Raw genomic sequence first — 19,299 nt, 5'->3', positions numbered from 1 at the left:
GCGCAGCTTATCCGCTTCCTGCCTTCCGGCGGACCTCCGCCGCGCGAAAATGGACCAGGGTTCATAGGTGCCCCCTTTTTTTCATATAGTGGAATATACGCAGCCGAAACAACATATTTCGGGTTAACGAAACGGGTGAAAGGGGAATGCATGGGAATGGAGAAGGTATGGAAGCAGACGCTGTACGCCTATGTAAATCAATACAACCAGCATCAGATCGATTACCGGTCACAACATACAGATCAGGTCGTGACGGATCCGGCTTATTTATTGGCGAGGAGTGAGCGGGCTTCCCGGCTGTCACAATGGTATGCCGCAAGGGGGGCAAGGCCGCTTCGCAGCGAGACGAGGGCCAAGCTGCTGCGGACGATCCGCGATACCCCGGAGGAGGCGGTCATCGACGTGCAGCTGTATGTGCAGCTGTTCTACGAAAAGGGCGGCGTCAATCATGTGGAGGAAATGATCCAGCGGGAGAGGCTGACCCTGATTCGGGACGGGGATGCCTGGGTGATCGTGTCGGTGGAGCAGCTGACGCCGGAGAAGCATCCGGCCGCCGGCATCCCTGCCGTGCACACCGGGCAGCCGGCCTACGCCTATTCCAGCGGCGGGTCGAAGCCTTACCTGAACGCCGAGGTGCTGCAGGGCGGCCCCGGCCGCAAAACATCGCGCTACAACCGCGCGGCAGCAGCGGCTTATGCCGACGAGTGGTGGGAAACCAGCAATCCGGAGTTTGCCGTATTCGAGGTGGACTGCACCAATTACATCTCGCAATGCCTCTTTGCAGGGGGCGCTCCGATCCACTATACTGGTAAAAGAGAATCGGGCTGGTGGTACAAAGGATATGTCGGGAGCAAAGAGTGGTGGAGCTACAGCTGGGCGGTTTCGAACGCGCTGCAGTCCTTTTTGTCGTCAAGCAGCTGGGGGCTCCGCGGAGAGCTGGTGGAGCGGCCCGAGCAGCTGATGCTGGGCGATGTCATTTTTTATGACTGGGACGGCGACGGCTCCTTCCAGCACAGCACGATCGTCACGGGGTTTGATGCCGGCGGCAGCCCGCTGGTCAACGCCCATACGGTCAGCAGCAAGCACCGTTTCTGGGACTACAAGGACTCCTACGCCTGGTCGGAGAACACCGTATACCGTTTTTTACATATCCCGGACTACTTCTAAGCCATTATAATGTTATATGAACAGCGGCAGGAGGACACCTGCAATCATGAGGAAAAAGAGAGGTTTGGCATGGGGAACAACAAAACAACCGTAGGCCTTGTGTACGGCGGTAAATCAGGAGAACACGAGGTATCGCTGCAGACGGCCTTTGCGGTGATGAACGCCTTTGATTACGATAAATACGAACTTATTCCATTCTATATTACGAAGCAGGGCGAGTGGAGAAAAGGAACGACGCTGCAGGCCCCCCTCGGCAAGCTGGACCAGTTGAAGCTGGAACAAAGCCAGGAGGGCACGGAAGCGGCGCTGGGAGCGATTTTCAGCAGGTTGTATGGCGGCGAGGCCGGCATCGACCTGATGTTCCCGCTTCTTCACGGAACCTTTGGGGAAGACGGAACCATCCAGGGTCTGTTCGAAATGGCGAACATTCCTTACGTAGGTGCCGGAGTCCTGGCTTCCTCAGCCGGAATGGATAAGGCCGTAATGAAAAAGCTGTTTGCGCAGGCGGGCCTGCCTCAATGCGGCTACCGCTTTTTCACGAAATCGCAGTGGGAGCGCAGCAGCTTCAATCTGATCATGGGCGTCGAAGACGACCTTGGATACCCATGCTTTGTAAAACCGGCGAATTTGGGATCGAGCGTAGGCATCTCCAAGGCGAGAAACCGCGAGGAGCTGGAGCAGGCGATTGAGCTCGCTTTCCGCTATGACCTCAAGGTCATCGTCGAGGAGTTTGTGGACGCGCGCGAAGTGGAGGTGGCTGTGCTCGGCAATGACGAGCCGATGGCATCTGTGCCGGGAGAAATTATTTCCTCCAGCGATTATTACGACTACGCGGCGAAGTATACGGATGGGCAGTCCGAAATGGTCATTCCGGCTTCGCTGGATGCCGAGACGGCGGACCGGCTGCGGGAGCTCGCCCTGATTGCTTTTCAGGCGATCGAAGGCAGCGGCATTACCCGGGCGGATTTCTTCATCCGCAAATCGGACGGCGCCATCTTCATCAATGAGGTCAACACGATGCCGGGCTTCACTCCATACAGCATGTATCCGCTGCTCTGGCGTGAAACGGGCCTCGGCTATCAGGCGCTGCTGGACCGGATGATCGAGCTGGCGCTGGAGCGCTACAACAGCAAGCAGTCGCTGGTATTTGCCAACGACATTTAACTTGGCGCTTCAGATGCTTTCGTGAGATAGCCGCCACGTGAGCGATTTAGACGTATAGCAACACATATAAGGTATCCGGCCGGCTCTGTAGTATAGGCCGGGTACCTTTTCCATTTTAATCAGGAGAAGGAGATGAAATGATGGGTTTCCAGACCGAATTTAATTCCGTGTGCAAGTTCAAAAGCGACCAGGAGCTGTACGAGCTGCTCGAATACGGACGCGGCAAAATGGTCAAGCAGGGCTTCCGCGTCTTCCCGACAGGCCAGAAAGTGATTGCCTATACCCCGAACAACGTGGCGGTGGCAATCGTTAAGATCGTCGGCTGCATTGCCGAGATCAATTTTCAGGGGCAGGAGGTTACGGAGGTCGAAATGGAGCTCATCCGCAAGCTGACCGACGAGGAGTCGCGGATTCAGACCGATTTGGCTTACGAAATGTTTTTTGGGGAACATACTTCTTAAGGATGATTTTATAACCAAGAGGAGTAGAAGCCGATGATGAGGGTCCGTTTCGGATACGTGGCGATGTCAACCGTAATAAAAGATGCGTCTCCCTCCAAAACGATGACGATGGCCAGTTTCACCAAACTGAACGACCGGGAGGCGGCCATTCGCAAGCTGGAGCGGATCGCGGCCGAAAATTTGCATAACACGCTGCGGCTGCTGAAGCATAACCATGGCAGCAGCATTCATGTGTACCGGTTTTCTTCCAAACTGATTCCGCTGGCGACCCATTCGGACCTAAGCGATTGGAGCCCGTATGATGCGCTTCGCGAGCCGTTTGCCGAGGTAGGCCATTACGTCAAGCAGCATGACATGCGGGTGTCTTTTCACCCGGATCATTTCACGGTGCTCAGCACGCCGCGGGCCGAGGTGCTGGAGAGCTCCATTCGCGACCTCCGCCACCATGTCACGATGCTGAAGGCTATGGGGCTGAACGCGACAGCGAAGAACAACATACATATCGGCGGAGCTTATGGTGACAAAACCGCTGCGGCTCAGCGGTTTGAGGAGCATTTTGCCGCGCTGGACGAAGACATCAAGCAGCGGCTGACGCTGGAAAACGACGACAAGACGTTTACGGCCGTCGAGACGCTTGAGGTCTGTCAGCATGTCGGACTGCCGATGGTGCTGGATATTCACCACCAATGGGTCAATAATGATGGGGAGAAGCCCTGGGAGCTGTGGCCGGACATCCTGCAGACCTGGTCGACGCCGTTGGCGCAGGCCGATGCGGCGGCGGACAAGCCGCTTCCGCCGAAAATTCACGTGTCCAGCCCCAAGAGCGAGTCGGACCCGCGCGGCCATGCCGATCACGTCGAGATGGAGCCACTCTTGACCTTTTTACGGAAGATTGCGGGAGATACACCTGCCGTGGATGTCATGATTGAAGCCAAAGCCAAAGACGGGGCGCTGTTCAAGCTGATGGAGGATTTGCAGGCATATCAGGGTGACGGGGTGCGTATTCTGGATGGTGCGAGTATTGAGATTACACCCTAGATAAGGTTAATTTCTTTACGGGCATTACCTTTGGGGCCAATGTGGAAATCGGTTTCCCGGTCCGAATCGGGCGAAACTTTGCCGGAGTCTATACGTATAGTTTTAGGAGATAGAATCAGCGGTGTGACGTTATAAGCTGATCCACACGGGGACGGGAGCTGTGTTCATGAGTCGTCTTGGCTCCGCCCGCGGACGGGGCCGTCCCAAAGTACAGATCTAATCAGAAAGTAGAGTGAATGCTTTGAACCAAGAGGGTAAGGTACCATATGTCGTAACCAGCAAGAGCTTTACGGCTGTAGCGATTAACGCCGCCTCGAAAGCAGGCGAATGGATTAAGAGTAAACTGGGCACGGTAAAACAGCTGGATACCAAGTCCGGAGCGCCGGATTTGGTCACTGAAGTGGACAAGGGCGCCGAGCAAATGATCCGCAAGCTGATTTTCACTCATTTTCCGGATCATGCGCTTCTTGGCGAGGAAGGGGTCGAGCCCGGACCGGAGGCTTCCAAGAAAGCGCTTGAGCAGGCGCTGGATGAAGAATACTTGTGGATCGTGGATCCGGTGGATGGAACGACGAACTATGTTCACGGGTATCCGTTCTTTTCCGTATCCATTGCCTTGGCGCATAAAGGTGAAGTGATTGTCGGCGTCATTTACGATCCTTCACGGGATGAAATGTTCGTGGCCGAGAAGGGCAAGGGCGCTTATGTGCATGGCAAGCGAATGTCCGTTTCCCAGCAGGAAACGCTGAATGAGAGCCTTCTAGCAACCGGCTTTCCGGTGGGAAGAGATACGACGCTTCCGCAAAATATGGCTGGACTCAATTACCTTGCGCCGCGGGTGCGCAACATCCGCTCCGGGGGCTCTGCAGCCCTGCATCTGGCTTATGTTGCCAGCGGGCGGCTTACCGGTTACTGGGAAGTCGGCTTGAACGCCTGGGACCTGGCGGCGGGATCGCTGATGATCACCGAGTCCGGCGGCAGCATCACCGATACGCTTGGCAATCCTTATCATCTGGGCGTACGCCATGTGGTCGCCACGAACGGGCTGATCCAGCAGGAGCTGGTCGGCGCATTGAAGGAAGCGAAGGGGACCGGCGAATAGTTCGGAGATTCAGAGGCTGAGCCTGACCGTCAGGCTGTTTCATTAGGCTTGAATCGGGGTAACCAAACAATGGACGTAATCGATCTTATTCACGCGGTGGCAGGCCACCGGTACAGCGCAAAGGAGTGTCAACCCATGAGTGAGAAGGACAATTTGGAGCGGCAGCTCAGTGACATGCTGACCGAAGGCGAGCTGCAGCAGCAGCAAAACCGTGAAGAAAAGGAGCGCGAGCTCATTTCTCCAAGATATGAAATCCGGATCCAGACGAAGATGGACCCGATCGTGGAAGAGACGAAGATTTACCGGGGCATGGCGAAGGAGCTTGATGACCGGTATGATAAATATATGAAGAGAGCCGAAGGGGACGGAGCTTCCGAAAGCAAATCCCTGGAGAACGAGAAGTCGTAGAGAACAGTATCGCTTGATCAGCCCCAATTAGACCTGTGTGGCAGCTGCCGGTTCCGGCAGAGAGGCCGTACAGGTCTTTTGTCGTTTGTTAAGGACTCCGAAATGTACCTCCAAGCTGAGATTCCTCTCCAACATACTTTCCCATCACTTTGTACAGCGCATCCCCACCGTAATAATTTCAACCCTAAATCGCAATATTGCCTCCTCAAAATTTGGAAAGCGATCCGGTAGACTGATCCTTGTAAATCAACCTATTTTCGAGAGGGGCATTAAACAAATGAGAAAAGGCAAGAAATGGCCGGTCATGCTGCTTGCGCTCATCCTGATGGTATCCTTGTCCGCCTGCGGCGGGGGCAGTAAAAGCGGCAGCGGTACCTCGGAAGGAACGGCGGAGCCGGCGGCCACGACGGACGATTCCTCAAAGACGAGCTCGGACGAGAAGATCGAGCTGTCCTTCTGGTCGCTCGGCACGACCAACTATGAGGAGCTCGGCAAAGAATACACCAAAGAGCATCCCAACATTACGATCAAATTCCAGAACACGTCGGACCAGACTGCGCACCATAACAACCTGACGACGGCTTTGTCCGCCGGATCCGGAGCTCCAGACATCTTCATGCTGGAGATCGGCTTCATGGAGCGGTTCATTACAGCGGAAGACAAATTTTACAACCTGAATGATTTAGGTGCTAAAGATATCGCCGCCAACTACCTGGACTGGAAATGGAAGCAGGGCTCGTCCAAGGACGGCAGCTTTCAGATCGGGCTTCCGACCGACATCGGCCCGACCGTCGTGTATTACCGCACCGATTTGATGGAGAAGGCAGGCCTGCCGACCGATCCGGAAGAATTCGGCAAGGCGATCGATACGTGGGATAAGTTCGCTGCCGTGGCAAAGCAGTTCAAAGAGAAAACCGGCAAGCCGTTTGCGGACTTGACGGATCTGGTATACAACGGCGTTCGTGACCAATCCGACGGCGAAATCTATTTCAGCAAGGCGGACGGTTCTTTCATCGGCGACAAAAACCCGATGGTGAAGAAAGCCTATGACTTTACGGTCAAAGGCATTCAGGAAGGCTGGATCGGCAATACGCTGCTGTGGTCTCCGGAATGGGGGCAGGCGACCAACGACGGTGGATTCGGTGTGATGCTCGGACCGGCTTGGATGGCCGGCAACATCAAGACGAACGGTCCGGATTCTTCCGGCAAGTGGAGAATTACGCAGCTTCCGGAAGGCGCGGGCAACTGGGGTGGTTCCTTCCTGACGCTGCCGAAGCAGGGCAAGCATTCGAAGGAAGCTTACGAATTCATCGCCTGGCTCGACAGCAAGGAGAATCAGCTGGAATCGTTCAAATCTAAAGGCTTGATGCCTTCGATTCCTGCCTTGTACACAGATGAAGCCTTCACCGGCTTCAAGGACGACTTCTTCGGAGGTCAGGCGACGGCCGTGGAATACGGCAAAGCCGCACAGCGCGTCAAACCGGTCTACTACGGTCCGCTGCATGACCAGACGGATACGTTCTTCAAGGATGCGCTGAAAAACGTCCTTGAGAAAAAAGCCGACCCGGCCAAAGAATGGGACGCTGCCGTCGAGAAAGCCAAAACGCTGGCGGAACGCAGCTAACTATTTTCCGGAAATTCAAATGTTAAAGCATTGATTCTGCATCCAAATTCGTCAGGACGGCCGCAGCGCCGCGCCTGGCGGGTTTGGATGATCCTATGAGAACCGCGGAGGTGCAGCATGGCAGAAACCGTAATCGCTTCGCAGGCCCGGAGCAGCAAGAAGCCTTTTCTGACGGAGCAAAGGCGGAGCCGGATGACAGCCTATACGTTTATTTCGCCTTTTTTTATTTTGTTCGCCATTTTCGGGTTGTACCCGATATTCTTTACGATTTATCTGTCCTTCTACAAGTGGGATGCGCTCGGCCCGATGAAATATGTCGGGATGAAAAACTACGACCTGATCACGAGCGATCCGACCTTCTGGATCTCGTTCAGCAATACGCTCATCATGGGCGTGATGGGCACCGTCCCGCAGCTGATTATTGCGCTTCTGCTGGCGGTCATGCTCAACTCGGCGATGACCCGGTTCAAGAAGACGTTCCGGGTTCTCTTTTTCATGCCCAACATTACGTCGATCGTGGCCGTGACGCTCGTATTCAGCACCCTGTTCGGCAACAACGGCATGATCAACTGGATGCTGAACGGCCTGGGGCTGGAGAGCGTGGCCTTTAACTCCGGCTGGTGGGGCGTCAAAATCGCCATCTCCACCATGGTCATGTGGCGCTGGACGGGCTACAACGCGATCATTTTCTTGTCCGGCCTGCAGAGCATTCCGATGGACCTGTACGAAGCCGCGCGGATCGATGGGGCCAACCGCCGCCAGCAGCTCGCCTACATTACGCTGCCGCTGCTCAAGCCGTTTATCGTCTTCGTGACGCTGATCTCGACTATCGGCGCGCTCCAGCTGTTTACCGAACCGTACGTCTATTTGGGGCAGTCCGGAACGGGATCGACCCGCCAGGAAGGGATTACGATGGTGACTTATTTGTACAGCGAAGCTTTCCGCAACGGATTTTTCGGAACGGCGGCGGCCACGGCGGTCATGCTGTTTATCATTACGATCATCTTCTCCATGATTAACATGTGGGTGTCGGGACGGATGAACGGAGATACGGAAGGTGGTAAGGCATGAGTTCACTTCAAACGGCTTCTTCCCGGACGCCGGGGGATACGGGGATTATCGGCAAAACGCTCTTTTACATTTTGCTCGTGCTCGGGGCGCTGGTCTCGATCTTTCCTTTTTACTGGATGTTTGTCATCGCGACGAATGACCGCGGGGCGGTATTTCATATTCCCCCGATGCTGTCCATCGGCGGCGAGTTTCTGAACAATTTCCAGCGGGTGCTGGAGCGGACGGACTTCTTTCGCGCGCTGCTCAATTCGCTCTTTGTCTCTTCCATGGTGACCGTGTCGGTGGTGTTCTTCTGCACCTTAGCCGGATACGCCTTTGCCAAGTACGATTTTCCGCTGAAAAATGCGCTCTTTTACTTCGTCATCGCGACCCTGTTCGTGCCGACCCAGCTGAGCGTGCTGCCGACGTACATCATCATGGCGAAGCTGCACTGGATCGATACGTACAAGGCGCTGATCGTGCCGGCGATGGTGAACGCCTTCGGGATCTTCTGGATGCGGCAGTATATATCCACGGCGGTCCACTCCGAGCTGATCGAGTCCGGACGGATCGACGGCGGCGGGCATTTCCGGATTTTCTGGAGCATAGCGGTCCCTGTCATTACGCCGGCCATGGCGACGCTTGGCATTCTCAATTTTATGAACGTCTGGAACGACTTCTTCTGGCCGCTCGTTGTGCTGAAGAACAGTGAGCACTTTACGATCCAAATCGCATTGCAGCAGCTGTTCTCCAACCGCGACGGGCTCGATTACGGCATGATCATGTCCGCGACGTTTACGGCGACGCTGCCCCTTCTGATCGTGTTCCTTCTCTTCAGCCGCTGGGTCATTGCAGGCCTGACCTCCGGGGCCATCAAGAGCTGATCCCCCTAAAATCTGCCAGACACGAAGGAATTATTTCATGCCATGAAGAATGAATAGATCTAAAGACATAGAAGCAGGAGGCAGGAGGACCCAAGTGCCATGAAGCTCCGCCGCAAAATATTACTGGCTATTATTCTTCTGGTGTTCATACCGGTCATCATCATGGGCGTGGTCACCTATTACAACTTTTCCAGCGCCATGGAGAAGAAATCGAACAATTTCTACTGGATTTCGCTGCTGGAGACGGACCGCAAGCTCAATTTCGCCTTGAATGAGATCAACTCCGTCTCCAATGCGGCGATTACCCAGCCGGTCATTCAGCAGTTTCTGAAAAATCCGGATGTAAGTGTGACGTACGACCGCAAGCAGGAGATCAACAATTTGCTGATCAACCATCCGATGATTACATCGTTCAGCCTGTACTCCACCAGCCAATTGATTTATCAGTACAATGCGCCGATGTCATTCGGCGATTTGAAGCGGCAAACCTGGTATGCGTCCATGCTTGGCGCCGAAGGGCGTCCGGTATGGTCCGGGCCGGGGGAGAACGGTTCGGCGGCAGCGGGCCGGCCGGTCATGATTCATGCCCGCGTCATCAAAGACTACTACTCGCTGGAGACGATCGGCTACCTGGTCATCTATGTGAAACCGGATATTTTGGATCAGGTGTTCTGGGAAGCTGCGACTTTGAAGAACGGGGATATTCTGCTGGTGAACAAAGAGGGCAGTGTCGTATTTAACAAATCCGGAGACCGGATCGGGGAGAACATCTCTTTTCCTTTTCTGTCAGATACGTACACCAAGACGAAGGACTATTACGTAGATTCTTTTCATCATGAAAAATCGCTCATTACCTTTCTGCCGTCCCACAACGAACAGTGGTATTTGGTTGCGGTGACGCCGCTGAAGCTGATTCGTTCTGAATCCGTTTCCATTCGGAATATCGCCATTATTTTAGGTCTGTTTTCTTTGCTGTCGGCACTTTGGTTCGACCAATTTTTTATCCGCAGGCTGGTCCGCAGCCTGATCAGCGCCGTAAACGGCATGAAGCGGGTTAAGCAGGGCATCTTCGTGCCGATCACATCCCATACGCAAAGCGATGATGAAACCGATCTGCTGATCGACGGCTTTAATCGGATGAGCTCGCAGATCCAGGAGCTGATCCAGCAGGTCGAGACGGAGCAGACCCGCAAGAAGGAAGCCGAGCTGCAGGCGCTGGTGGCCCAGATCAATCCCCATTTTATTTACAATTCGCTGGAGTCGATCAACTCGATGGCGGTGCTGGCCGGGAACCGGGATATCAGCAAAATGGTCATTTCCCTCGGCAAGCTGCTGCGGATCAGCATCAGCGAGAACCAAGAGCTTATTCCGCTGTATATGGAATTCGAGCATGTGCGCCACTACCTGAACATTCAGAAATACCGGTTCGAAGACCGGTTTGACTATGAAATCGACATTCCCGAGACGCTGCGATCGTATATGACTCAGAAGCTGATCGTTCAGCCGATTGTTGAAAACGCTTTGTACCACGCCATTGAGCCGATGGAGGACAAAGGATATATCCGCATCCAGGCCATTGAAGCCGGCCGGGACATCGTCATCGACGTGACGGACAACGGGCCGGGCTTTGACCCGGAGTCGCTGCTTCGCATTTGGAACAAGGAGTCAGCCGGATCGAAAAAGTACCATGACAGCGGCGTGGGCCTGAAAAACGTCCATGAACGGCTGCGGATCCGGTTCGGAGGCTATTACGGCATCCTCATATGCTCCTCTCCCGGCGGCGGATCGGTCGTCCGGATCCGGGTGCCGAAGATAATGCCATAGGACCGGTGCGTCAGGGGAGGAGAAAAACGGATGTTAAGAAGAAAACTGCGAAGCTGGGGCTGGGTGCTTCTCTATGCGGTTGTACTGACCGGCACGGTCGTCGTCGTGGCGCATGCGAACCATGAGCCGATCGAGGAGGACGCCACCGATAAGGTCACGCTGACCTTCCGGCATTTCTGGATCAGTGAGCATGACCGGCCGATGCTGAACATTTTTGAAGATGTCGTGCGCGAGTTCGAGGAGGCACATCCCAACGTCAAGGTCAACTTTGACGGGATGGATCAAACGATCCACCGGGAGCAGAAGCTCAAGAGCGAGATGGTGACCGGAACGCCTCCGGACATGTTCGTCCTGTTCGGCGGCGCCGAGATCGAGCCGTACGTCAGGTCGAACCGGCTGCTCGATTTGACGGAGTTCGTGAACGGCAACCACCTGGAGAACGAATTTAAAGATTTGAAGCTGTGGACCTTCGACCGCCATGTCTACGGCCTGCCGATTGAAGGCAACGCCGAGCCGCTGTATGTGAACGCCGCGCTGTTCCGCAAGCTCGGGATCGCCATTCCGGAAACGTTAAGCGAGTTAAACGAAGCGGTGGACGTGCTGGGGCAGCACGGCTATATCCCGTTTGCCCTCGGCAACGAGGAACGCTGGCCGGCGGCTATTTTTGCCCATTATTTAATGGACCGCTACGGCAATCCGCAAATGATCGAAAACCTCGTCGAGGGAAACAGCGGCAGCGCGTTTCAAAATGCGGCTTATCTGAAGGCATTTAACCAGATCGAGGCATGGGCGGAAAAGGGGGCATTCGGCCCCCATCCCAACGATATCTCGACCGAAGAAGCGATCGATCTGTTCAGCCATGGCAAAGCGGGCATGTATTTAAACGGCAACTGGGACATTACGCTGTTTCATAACGAGCGGGCGCCGGCTGATTTTCAGAACGATATCAAGGCGATTCCGTTCCCTTCCCTTGAGCCCGGCGGCTCCAAGTCGCTTGCGGGAGGTTATACGATCGGAATCGGTTTATCTTCCAATTTAAGCGAAGCGCAGAAAAAGGCGGCACTGGAGCTGATGAAGAGCTTGTACACGACCGAAGTGCAGGAACGGATTGTGTACGAGGGCCTGCGGATTCCGTCCATGCGTATTCCTTTTGATGCCGAGCGGACCGGGCCGGTTTTTCCGCAGGTGACCGCCTTAATGGAGCATGATCCGCAAACCTTCGTTCCTTATGACAATATGCTGTCCCCAGAAGTGAACAAATCGTTTCTGGCGGTCATCGCAGAGATGATTCACGGGGGCATTTCGGCAGGAGACGCATTGCAGGAGCTGGACGTCTCCTCACAGCAGTACTGGAATCTGAGGCGCAGCACGGCGGTGAAATGAAAGGAGGGATAGGAAGTGGAAGGTTCAGGCCGGCATTACACAGCCATATTGGTGGATGACGAACCGATCATTCTGCGGAGTCTGAAGGCTGCCATCCCCTGGGAGGAGCTGGGCATCGAGGTGGCCGGCGAGGCGAAGAACGGGGAAGGGGCGCTCGACCTGGTCCGGGAGCATGCGCCGGACATCATCATCAGCGATATCCGCATGCCCGGCATGGATGGCATTACGCTGATGAAGGAAGTGCTTACGGGGAACCCTGGACGCATTTTCATCGTGATTAGCGGTTATGGCGAATTTGAATATGCCAGGGAGGCGCTTCGACAGGGGGCTTTCGACTATCTGCTGAAGCCCATCGATCATGACGAATTGACAGAGATGCTGAAGCGGGCGGCTGCCCGGCTGGACGCGCGTCGGGCCGACGACAGACTGCTGCACTCGGTTCAGGTGCTGTCCGTGATGGCCCGCGAGCGGATGTACGCGGAATGGATCGAGGGCAACGACCGTCCGCGCGGACCGCTGGCGTGGCTGGAGAGCCATGAGCTGGATGAGGACTATTTTATGGCCGTTGTGCAGCTGGATCATTACCACCAGCTGAGCGAACGGTGGTCGATGGCCGAAAAGCGGCTGTGGCTGTTTGCGGTCCGCAACATTTTGGAGGAGTGGTCGCAGCAGTACGGATGCCTTGCGGTATTTCCTTTTCACAGCGGAGAATGGATCGTGCTGTTCCCCGATGCGCTGCAGCCGCGGAAAATCACGCTTGGCCACGATCTGATCGACCGGATCCGTACGTATTCCAAGCTGAAGTGCTCGGTGGGCCTCAGCCGGACGACCCGGGGAATCCATCAGCTGAGCAGAGCCTATGACGGGGCAGCCCGGGCGCTGTACCAGCGCTTTTACTCCGAGCAGGAGGGTGTGTTTGCCGATACGGAACAAGAGGATATTGCCGGGTATCCGGATTTAAAATATCCGAAGCATCTGGAATCACAGCTGCTGGACGCCATCCGGACGCTCGATACGGGGCGCCTGAACGCATGCTGGGATGAGCTGAAGGGATATCTGGAAGAACAGGCCTATCCGAAGGAGGGAGCCGAGCGGCTGCTCATCGAGCTGACGATCGTTCTGTGCCGCCAGCTGGAGCAGGGAAATCCGCCGATGGATTGGCGCCTGGACGGCCTGATTCATGAGCTGCATGACCAGGGAAGCCTGCATGACGCGATCGCTCTGCTTAAAGAAGCATTTGCGGTGCAGCTGACGGATCACCTGAAAAGCCAGCACCGGGAAGACGGGCCAACCGTGGTTGATAAGGCGAAGCAGTATATTTCGAACCATTATCATCAAGATCTCAGCATCGAGGAGGTTGCGGAAGTCGCAGACCTGAGCATCAGCCATTTCTGCACCTTGTTCAAGCAGGTGTCGGGCTATACGTTCCTTGAGTTTTTAACGGAGTGCCGGATGGACAAAGCCAAGTACATGCTGAGCCATACAAGCGTAAAAGTGTATCAAATCGCGCCGCTGGTGGGGTATCAGGATCCGAAATATTTTACTCAGGTTTTTAAAAAGGCCACGGGACAAACCCCGACGGAATATCGGGAATCGCATGCCGCCATTTCGGGGAAAAACTAATCCCCCAAACCGGTAAATGGTGGTAAACTGAAGTTAGCAAGCAAGCCTTTGGCGTCCTGCCGGAGGCTTGTTCCATTGAATAAGGAGTGATCACATGCTTCGAACTGTTCACAAGTACATAGGCTCGCTGTCCGCTGCGCTGCTGTCCTCGGCACTGGTGCTGAGCGCGGCGGGAGCGGCACCCGCTTCTTCACCGCAAACGGCGGCGAAAGAGCCCTACCGGATCGTCGCCTTCGGCGATTCGTTAACCGTCGGCTATGAGCCCGGCAAAGGAGAGAAGGACATTCCTTACGGTTTTGTGGACCGCCTGCAGGAGCAGGGGCTGCTTCACGGCCGGACGGAAACGCTGAACGAGGGGATTGCCGGGCTGAAGAGCCAGGGGCTCCAAAACTTTGTGGAAGCCGTCGCAGCCGGACAGCCGATCGGTGCCGAGGCGATTCAGCCGAACCTGCCGGATCCCCGGACCGCCCAGATCGGCGCAGCGGCTCCACAGACCCAAGCGGCCGTGAAGGCCGCGGACGCCATTACGATCACGATCGGCGGCAACGACATGTCCCAGCTGCTTGAGACCGGGAGCCAAATGACGGACCAGCAGCTGTCCGACCGCGTGCAGGAGCTGTTCAAGCTGTACTCGGACAGCATGAAGGTCGTGCTGGACGACCTGCACGGCTTGAATCCGGACGCGCTGATCGTGGTCGCCGACCAGTACCAGCCGATGCCGGAAATCGCCGACAAGGCGCTGTATCCGAAGCTGGGGCAGGCAGCCCAGGCTTTTACGGACGTCATTGACAAGATGGCGGCGTCTTATCAGTCGCAGGGCGTCAATGTCAAAGTGGCCCATGTGGCCAAGGAGTTCGTCGGCGGCGAGGGCACGATGACGCATATCATCGCGGATCGGGACATCCACCCGAACCAGATGGGGTATGAAGCGATGGCCAAAGTCTTCTCCGAAGTGATCTGGGGCGGCTACACCAAGCTGGCTGTTCACGAGGCGGGCGCGCCGATGGGCATCATCGTCGGCGGGAAGGAGCTGAACACGCCTTACAAGCCGGTCATCAAGAACGGCGCGAATTTCGTGGCCATCCAGGACATCGTGAACGCGGTCGGCGCCACTTCTAAGTGGGACGGCAAGACGTCCAGCGCGACGATCAGTTACGCGGGCAACACGGTCGTGATTACGATCGGCGCCAGCAGCGTAAAGGTGAACGGCCAACCGGTCGCCGTCGGCGCACCGGCGTTCCTGAACAAGGTCGGCAAGGAATCGAAGACGTACGTACCGCTGGCAGCGCTGGCGCAAGGCCTCGGCTTCGACGTCCAGTACGTGGCGAAGCTGAGAACGGCATTTATCAATCCATAATAAGCACGAGAAGGGCTTCCCCGGATGGGGGAGCCCTTGTTTATTGCGGAGGCTTCGAAGCTGTAATGCTTGAGGGTGGGTGCTCCGAAGCCTTCTTGTAAGCCCGCTGCGCGTCCGGCTCATGCTTCCGACCGCTGTTGCTCGACGAATTTCTGGGAATGGACGATGAGGAAGAAATTCGCTCACAAAGGCGGCCGCTTCCGCTTCTCCAGCATGAATCCGGCCGCTCCGCTGAAATCGGGGAAGTGTGGCGGCGAAGGCCAGCTTCGCCCGTCCTCCGCTTCAGCCAACGAATCCTCGCAGGCATACCCCCTACTGCTTACTCGCCCAACCGATGCATCCATCTGACCAGCTTCTGGCCCACGCCCATGCGACGGTGCTCCGCGTCCACGACCAAACCGCTGATTTCGGGCGAACGGTGGACACCCCAGCAGGAGCTTCCCTTACCCGATCACCAGCACGACCTTGCCCTGGCCGTGCCCGCTGGCCAGCTCGCGGTGCGCCGCGGCGGCCTCTTCCAGCGGGAAGGTCCTGCGGACGCGGACCTCCAGCTTGCCCGCGGCGCAGAGCTCCGCCAGCTCGGCCAGCCGCGCGGCCGAGCGCTGGTTGCGGATCATGCGGACGCCGAGCTCGGCTGCAAGCTCGCCGTCCACGATCGTGCCGATACGCTCCCTGTCCGGGACGAGGTCCACGGACACGCGGAGCGAATCCCTCCCGGCAGCGTCGAGGGCTGCATCGACGCCGCCGGGAGCCAAGGCACGGACCCGCTCGCCCAAGCCGGGGCCGTAGGCGACGGGGATGGCCCCCAGGGCGCGCAGGTAGTCGTGGTTCCGCTCGCTGGCGGTCCCAATAACCGTGGCGCCCAGGGCACGGGCAAGCTGGACGGCCATGGTGCCGACCCCGCCGGCGGCGCCATGGATCAGGACGGTATCGCCCTCCCCGACGCGAAGCTCCTGCAGGGCGGTGTGGGCGGTTTGCCCCGAAGCTGCGAGCGCCCCGGCTTCTGCCCAAGGGATGCCCGGCGGCTTACGTACGATTTGGCTGGTGGGAACGACGACGTATTCGGCGTAGCTGGCCAGCAGAGCCCATCCGATCACGTCATCGCCAGCCGCGAAGTCCGTTACGTGGTCTCCGGCCTGCTCGATCGTTCCGGCGAAGTCATTGCCGAGAATTTGCGGAAACCGGATGCTTAGACCAGGCGGGATCCATCCCGTTTCCCGGACGGCCAGGTCGAACGGTTGAACGCCGGCCGCTTTTACGCGAACCCTGACCTCATCAGGGCCGGGTAAAGGGAGCGGAGCATCCGCCGTATGCAGTACGTCTGGCGGACCGAACGCGCGGATCACCGCCGCTTTCATTGTCTGTTGTTCTGTCATGCTATCGATCATCCTTTCGGTCATTGAATATAGTGATATCCAGAGCTTTTATTTCATGCCTCCTGCGGTGAGTTTGAGCAGCCTCTCTCGCCTTCGGCCTCTATTTATTCTATAATCGATCATAAATAATAAAAAATATATATAATGCTATTTATTAATAACCTTTGGTATATAAGGAGGGATTTCGATGGAGCTGCTGCAGCTTCAATATTTTCGCAAAGTTGCCGAACTTGAGCACATGACCCGTGCGGCAGAGGAACTGCGCATTGCCCAGCCTGCCCTCAGCAAGACGATTTCACGGCTGGAAGAGGACCTGGGCGTACCGCTGTTTGACCGGAAGGGGCGGCAGATCCGGCTGAACGCCTTTGGCCGGGCCTATCTGCGCAGGGTGGAGACCGCGCTGAACGCCCTGGAAGACGGAAAAAGGGAACTCGAGGATCTGGCGGGAGCGGAGAAAGGCAGGGTGAATCTGGCGACGACCACGCATAAATGCTTCTCCGACCGGATCGGAGATTTTCTGGGGATGCATCCGGAGATCCGGCTGCAAATTTCCCAGGCGGGAGAGCAGGAAAAGCGGGATAAGCTGTTAAGCGGGGAGCTGGACCTGTGCATCACGTTCCCACCGATCGAGCAGCCGGGCATCGAGGGAATTTCCTTTTTGACGGAAGAAATTTTGCTGGCGGTGCCTTCGTCACACCGGTTTGCGGGCCGCAGCAGTATCCGGTTAAGCGAGGCGGCGGGGGAGGCTTTTATTTGCATCCAGAGCAGCAATCCATTTCGGAAAATGACGGATCAGTTTTGCAGGCAGGCCGGGTTTGAGCCGGATATTGTGTGCGAGGTGGATGAGCATTCGGCCGTTGGCCATTTTATCCGGGCGGGGGTAGGCATCGCCTTTATCCCTGAGACACTGGTAGATCGGATCGGATTTTCTTTTCATGTGCTGCGGATCGAGGAACCGGTCTGTCGGCGTACTTACCAAATCGCATGGCAAAAGGAGCGCTATTTATCCCAATCTGCGCGCGAATTTCGGGACTTCCTGGTCCAGAGCTTTTAAAGCGTGCCGCTTCGTTATTACCAATCAAAAAAACCGCCCAAGGAACGGCTTTGCCGTATCACCTTGGACGGATATTCTCCTATGGGCTAACCGGAGGGTTCCGGGCAGCCCATTTTTATTGCTATTTTATCTCCGGTCAAAATAGTTGATCCCCATAGCCTCCCGCACCTCGCCCATCGTTTGGCGCGCGGCCTCACGGGCTTTGGTGGTACCTGCCATCAGGATGTCGTCGATGTCGCCGGGACGCTGTTCATACCGGGCGCGGCGTTCGCGGATCGGCTCCAGCACCTCTTCGATCGCCCCGGTGATTTTAGCTTTGCAGGCGGCGCAGCCGAGCGTGCCCCGGGTGCACATGTCATGAATATTGCCGCTGTCCTCGGGGCGAAAAATCCGGTGATACCCGTAAATCGTGCAGACCTCCGGATGGCCGGGATCGGTTTTGTGCACGCGCGCTGGATCGGTTGGGGCTTTGCGAATCCGGCTGCGGACCTCATCCGTGGTGGAATCGAGGGAGATGGCGTTGCCGAGGCTTTTGCTCATTTTGCTTGAACCGTCGAGCCCATCCAGCCGTTCACCTACGATGATTTGCGGCTCAACCAGGACGGGTGCGTACAGCTCGTTAAAGCGCCGGACGATTTTGCGCGTCTGCTCGATATGAGGGATCTGGTCATCGCCGGCGGGAACCAGGGTAGCTTTGCAGAAGGTGATGTCCGCCGCCTGGCTGACCGGGTAGCCGAGGAAACCGTAATACAGATCCTCATATCCGCGCTCGGCCGCTTCGCTCTTGATCGTCGGGTTGTGGCGCAGCGAGCTGACCGACACGAACATCGAATAAAACACCGTCAGCTCGGCAATCTCGGGGATCATCGACTGCACGAACAGCGTCGCCTGGTCGGGATCAATGCCTACCGACAAATAGTCCAGCGCCACCTGGCGCACGCTGCCCGCCAGCATTTCCGGCGTATGAAAATGGGTGGTCAGTGCCTGCACATCCGCCAGCATGATATAGGTTTCGCACTGCTGCTGAAGCTGCACCCGGTTCTTCAGGCTGCCGACGTAATGGCCGAGATGCAGCTTGCCGGTCGTCCGGTCTCCGGTGAGGACAATGTCCTTGGGTTGTGAGTTTGTTGAAATTGTCATGGTTATTCCTCCTGAATTGAAATTGTTTTGTATACGGAACTTCATTAGCGATCATGTCTAGTAACCCGGTCTTCCCGGGACGCCACCACCAGCCGTCATCCATGGCCATCACCTCCTTCAATCATGCAGTTTTGAGTTTTGCTTTAGTTGATCGGGCAGAAGGACCGACGATAGACGCCGATACCACGCTTGGGAGGGGCCCCCAAGCTCATGCCTTCCTTAGGTCAAGCTTCAAGACAAGTCCCCAGTCCCAAAGCACATTTCAACGGCTATAAGACGTTTATCGACGAACCTCCTAAGGAGCCAGCCCGCATTTAGCGGAACTTTTGCTTGCGATATAAGGAAGCCCAAGTCTCCGAAGCTAATACGTTCTTATATCAACGCCAAAAAAGCCCCGCCCTTGGGATCTCCATGCTGAAAAATTTCCAGACGGAGATCTATCCAAGGACGGGGCTCTAGCCCGCGGTGCCACCTTGATTGGCCGCCATCCTCAAGGGATGCAGCCCTGCTCAACAGGTACGGATTCCGGCGCTAAACGAAAAGAAAATTGCGTATGCCTTCCTCGATACCCTGCCCCGGTTAACGGTGGGGACCTGCCGCCCATCCTACTGTCCGCTTCTTTGGGAAGCGTTCCTGTTCAGACG

At 56.4% G+C, this 19,299-nt stretch carries 18 protein-coding genes and 1 other annotated feature (1 of these 19 running past the window's edge); of the genes, 15 read left to right on the top strand and 3 right to left on the bottom strand.

What is annotated here, in order from left to right; genetic code table 11:
- The first annotated feature begins 156 nt into the window (after positions 1-156).
- The 14 genes from IAE55_RS32640 to IAE55_RS32575 all read left to right on the top strand — a co-directional run bounded on the left by IAE55_RS32640 (position 157) and on the right by IAE55_RS32575 (position 15,433).
- A complete protein-coding gene (locus IAE55_RS32640) occupies positions 157-1,167 on the top strand; it encodes an amidase domain-containing protein (protein ID WP_442793365.1) in 1,011 nt (336 codons plus the stop codon).
- Positions 1,168-1,236: 69 nt separating this feature from the next.
- Positions 1,237-2,331 carry a D-alanine--D-alanine ligase gene (locus tag IAE55_RS32635; protein ID WP_145161087.1) on the top strand — a complete coding sequence of 365 codons (1,095 nt, stop codon included), beginning with the start codon at positions 1,237-1,239 and terminating at the stop codon, positions 2,329-2,331.
- A gap of 140 nt (positions 2,332-2,471) precedes the next feature.
- Positions 2,472-2,792, top strand: a complete 321-nt coding sequence (locus IAE55_RS32630; protein WP_076175803.1) for a hypothetical protein — start codon at positions 2,472-2,474, stop codon at positions 2,790-2,792.
- 36 nt (positions 2,793-2,828) lie between these two features.
- Positions 2,829-3,830 (top strand): UV DNA damage repair endonuclease UvsE, encoded by a 1,002-nt coding sequence (gene uvsE / locus IAE55_RS32625; RefSeq protein WP_200634894.1) that lies wholly within the window; start codon positions 2,829-2,831, stop codon positions 3,828-3,830.
- Between the two features lie 241 nt (positions 3,831-4,071).
- Positions 4,072-4,932, top strand: coding sequence for an inositol monophosphatase family protein (locus IAE55_RS32620; RefSeq protein ID WP_076175801.1), 861 nt, complete (start codon positions 4,072-4,074; stop codon positions 4,930-4,932).
- 135 nt (positions 4,933-5,067) lie between these two features.
- The gene (locus IAE55_RS32615) at positions 5,068-5,340 is read left to right on the top strand and encodes a hypothetical protein (protein WP_145161085.1); all 273 of its coding nucleotides are present in this window, start codon (positions 5,068-5,070) and stop codon (positions 5,338-5,340) included.
- A 277-nt stretch (positions 5,341-5,617) separates the two neighbouring features.
- On the top strand, positions 5,618-6,964 hold the full coding sequence (locus IAE55_RS32610) for an ABC transporter substrate-binding protein (RefSeq protein WP_145161083.1): 1,347 nt from the start codon (positions 5,618-5,620) through the stop codon (positions 6,962-6,964).
- Between the two features lie 117 nt (positions 6,965-7,081).
- Positions 7,082-8,035 carry a carbohydrate ABC transporter permease gene (locus tag IAE55_RS32605; protein WP_145161081.1) on the top strand — a complete coding sequence of 318 codons (954 nt, stop codon included), beginning with the start codon at positions 7,082-7,084 and terminating at the stop codon, positions 8,033-8,035.
- On the top strand, positions 8,032-8,898 hold the full coding sequence (locus tag IAE55_RS32600; RefSeq protein ID WP_076175792.1) for a carbohydrate ABC transporter permease: 867 nt from the start codon (positions 8,032-8,034) through the stop codon (positions 8,896-8,898). The genes IAE55_RS32605 and IAE55_RS32600 overlap by 4 nt, the downstream gene beginning before the upstream one ends.
- A gap of 99 nt (positions 8,899-8,997) precedes the next feature.
- A complete protein-coding gene (locus IAE55_RS32595) occupies positions 8,998-10,722 on the top strand; it encodes a sensor histidine kinase (RefSeq protein ID WP_200634882.1) in 1,725 nt (574 codons plus the stop codon).
- Between the two features lie 30 nt (positions 10,723-10,752).
- On the top strand, positions 10,753-12,105 hold the full coding sequence (locus IAE55_RS32590; protein WP_200634881.1) for an ABC transporter substrate-binding protein: 1,353 nt from the start codon (positions 10,753-10,755) through the stop codon (positions 12,103-12,105).
- Between the two features lie 15 nt (positions 12,106-12,120).
- Complete coding sequence (locus IAE55_RS32585; protein WP_200634880.1) at positions 12,121-13,728, top strand: response regulator; 1,608 nt, start codon at positions 12,121-12,123, stop codon at positions 13,726-13,728.
- A gap of 94 nt (positions 13,729-13,822) precedes the next feature.
- Entirely contained in the window at positions 13,823-15,085 is a 1,263-nt protein-coding gene (locus IAE55_RS32580) for a stalk domain-containing protein (RefSeq protein ID WP_200634879.1), read from the top strand.
- A gap of 165 nt (positions 15,086-15,250) precedes the next feature.
- Entirely contained in the window at positions 15,251-15,433 is a 183-nt protein-coding gene (locus IAE55_RS32575; RefSeq protein ID WP_200634878.1) for a hypothetical protein, read from the top strand.
- Here the strand turns inward: IAE55_RS32575 and IAE55_RS34435 are convergent.
- Entirely contained in the window at positions 15,405-15,476 is a 72-nt protein-coding gene (locus IAE55_RS34435) for a hypothetical protein (protein WP_442793366.1), read from the bottom strand. The genes IAE55_RS32575 and IAE55_RS34435 overlap by 29 nt on opposite strands.
- A 52-nt stretch (positions 15,477-15,528) precedes the next feature.
- Positions 15,529-16,443, bottom strand: coding sequence for an NADP-dependent oxidoreductase (locus IAE55_RS32570; protein ID WP_200634893.1), 915 nt, complete (start codon positions 16,441-16,443; stop codon positions 15,529-15,531).
- Positions 16,444-16,648: 205 nt separating this feature from the next.
- Here IAE55_RS32570 and IAE55_RS32565 point away from each other — a divergent pair, with 205 nt between their 5' ends.
- On the top strand, positions 16,649-17,515 hold the full coding sequence (locus IAE55_RS32565) for a LysR family transcriptional regulator (RefSeq protein ID WP_200634877.1): 867 nt from the start codon (positions 16,649-16,651) through the stop codon (positions 17,513-17,515).
- Between the two features lie 126 nt (positions 17,516-17,641).
- Here the strand turns inward: IAE55_RS32565 and trpS are convergent, their stop codons facing one another.
- Complete coding sequence (gene trpS / locus IAE55_RS32560; protein ID WP_200634876.1) at positions 17,642-18,655, bottom strand: tryptophan--tRNA ligase; 1,014 nt, start codon at positions 18,653-18,655, stop codon at positions 17,642-17,644.
- Between the two features lie 440 nt (positions 18,656-19,095).
- Positions 19,096-19,299, bottom strand: a binding site (T-box leader); it runs 107 nt beyond the window's last position.

This window comes from Paenibacillus sp. S28 (genome assembly GCF_016624415.1).
Lineage (GTDB): Bacteria > Bacillota > Bacilli > Paenibacillales > Paenibacillaceae > Paenibacillus_AQ > Paenibacillus_AQ favisporus.
The sequence above is the reverse complement of the archived record's forward strand: the minus strand, read 5'-3'. Positions and strand labels throughout refer to the sequence as shown.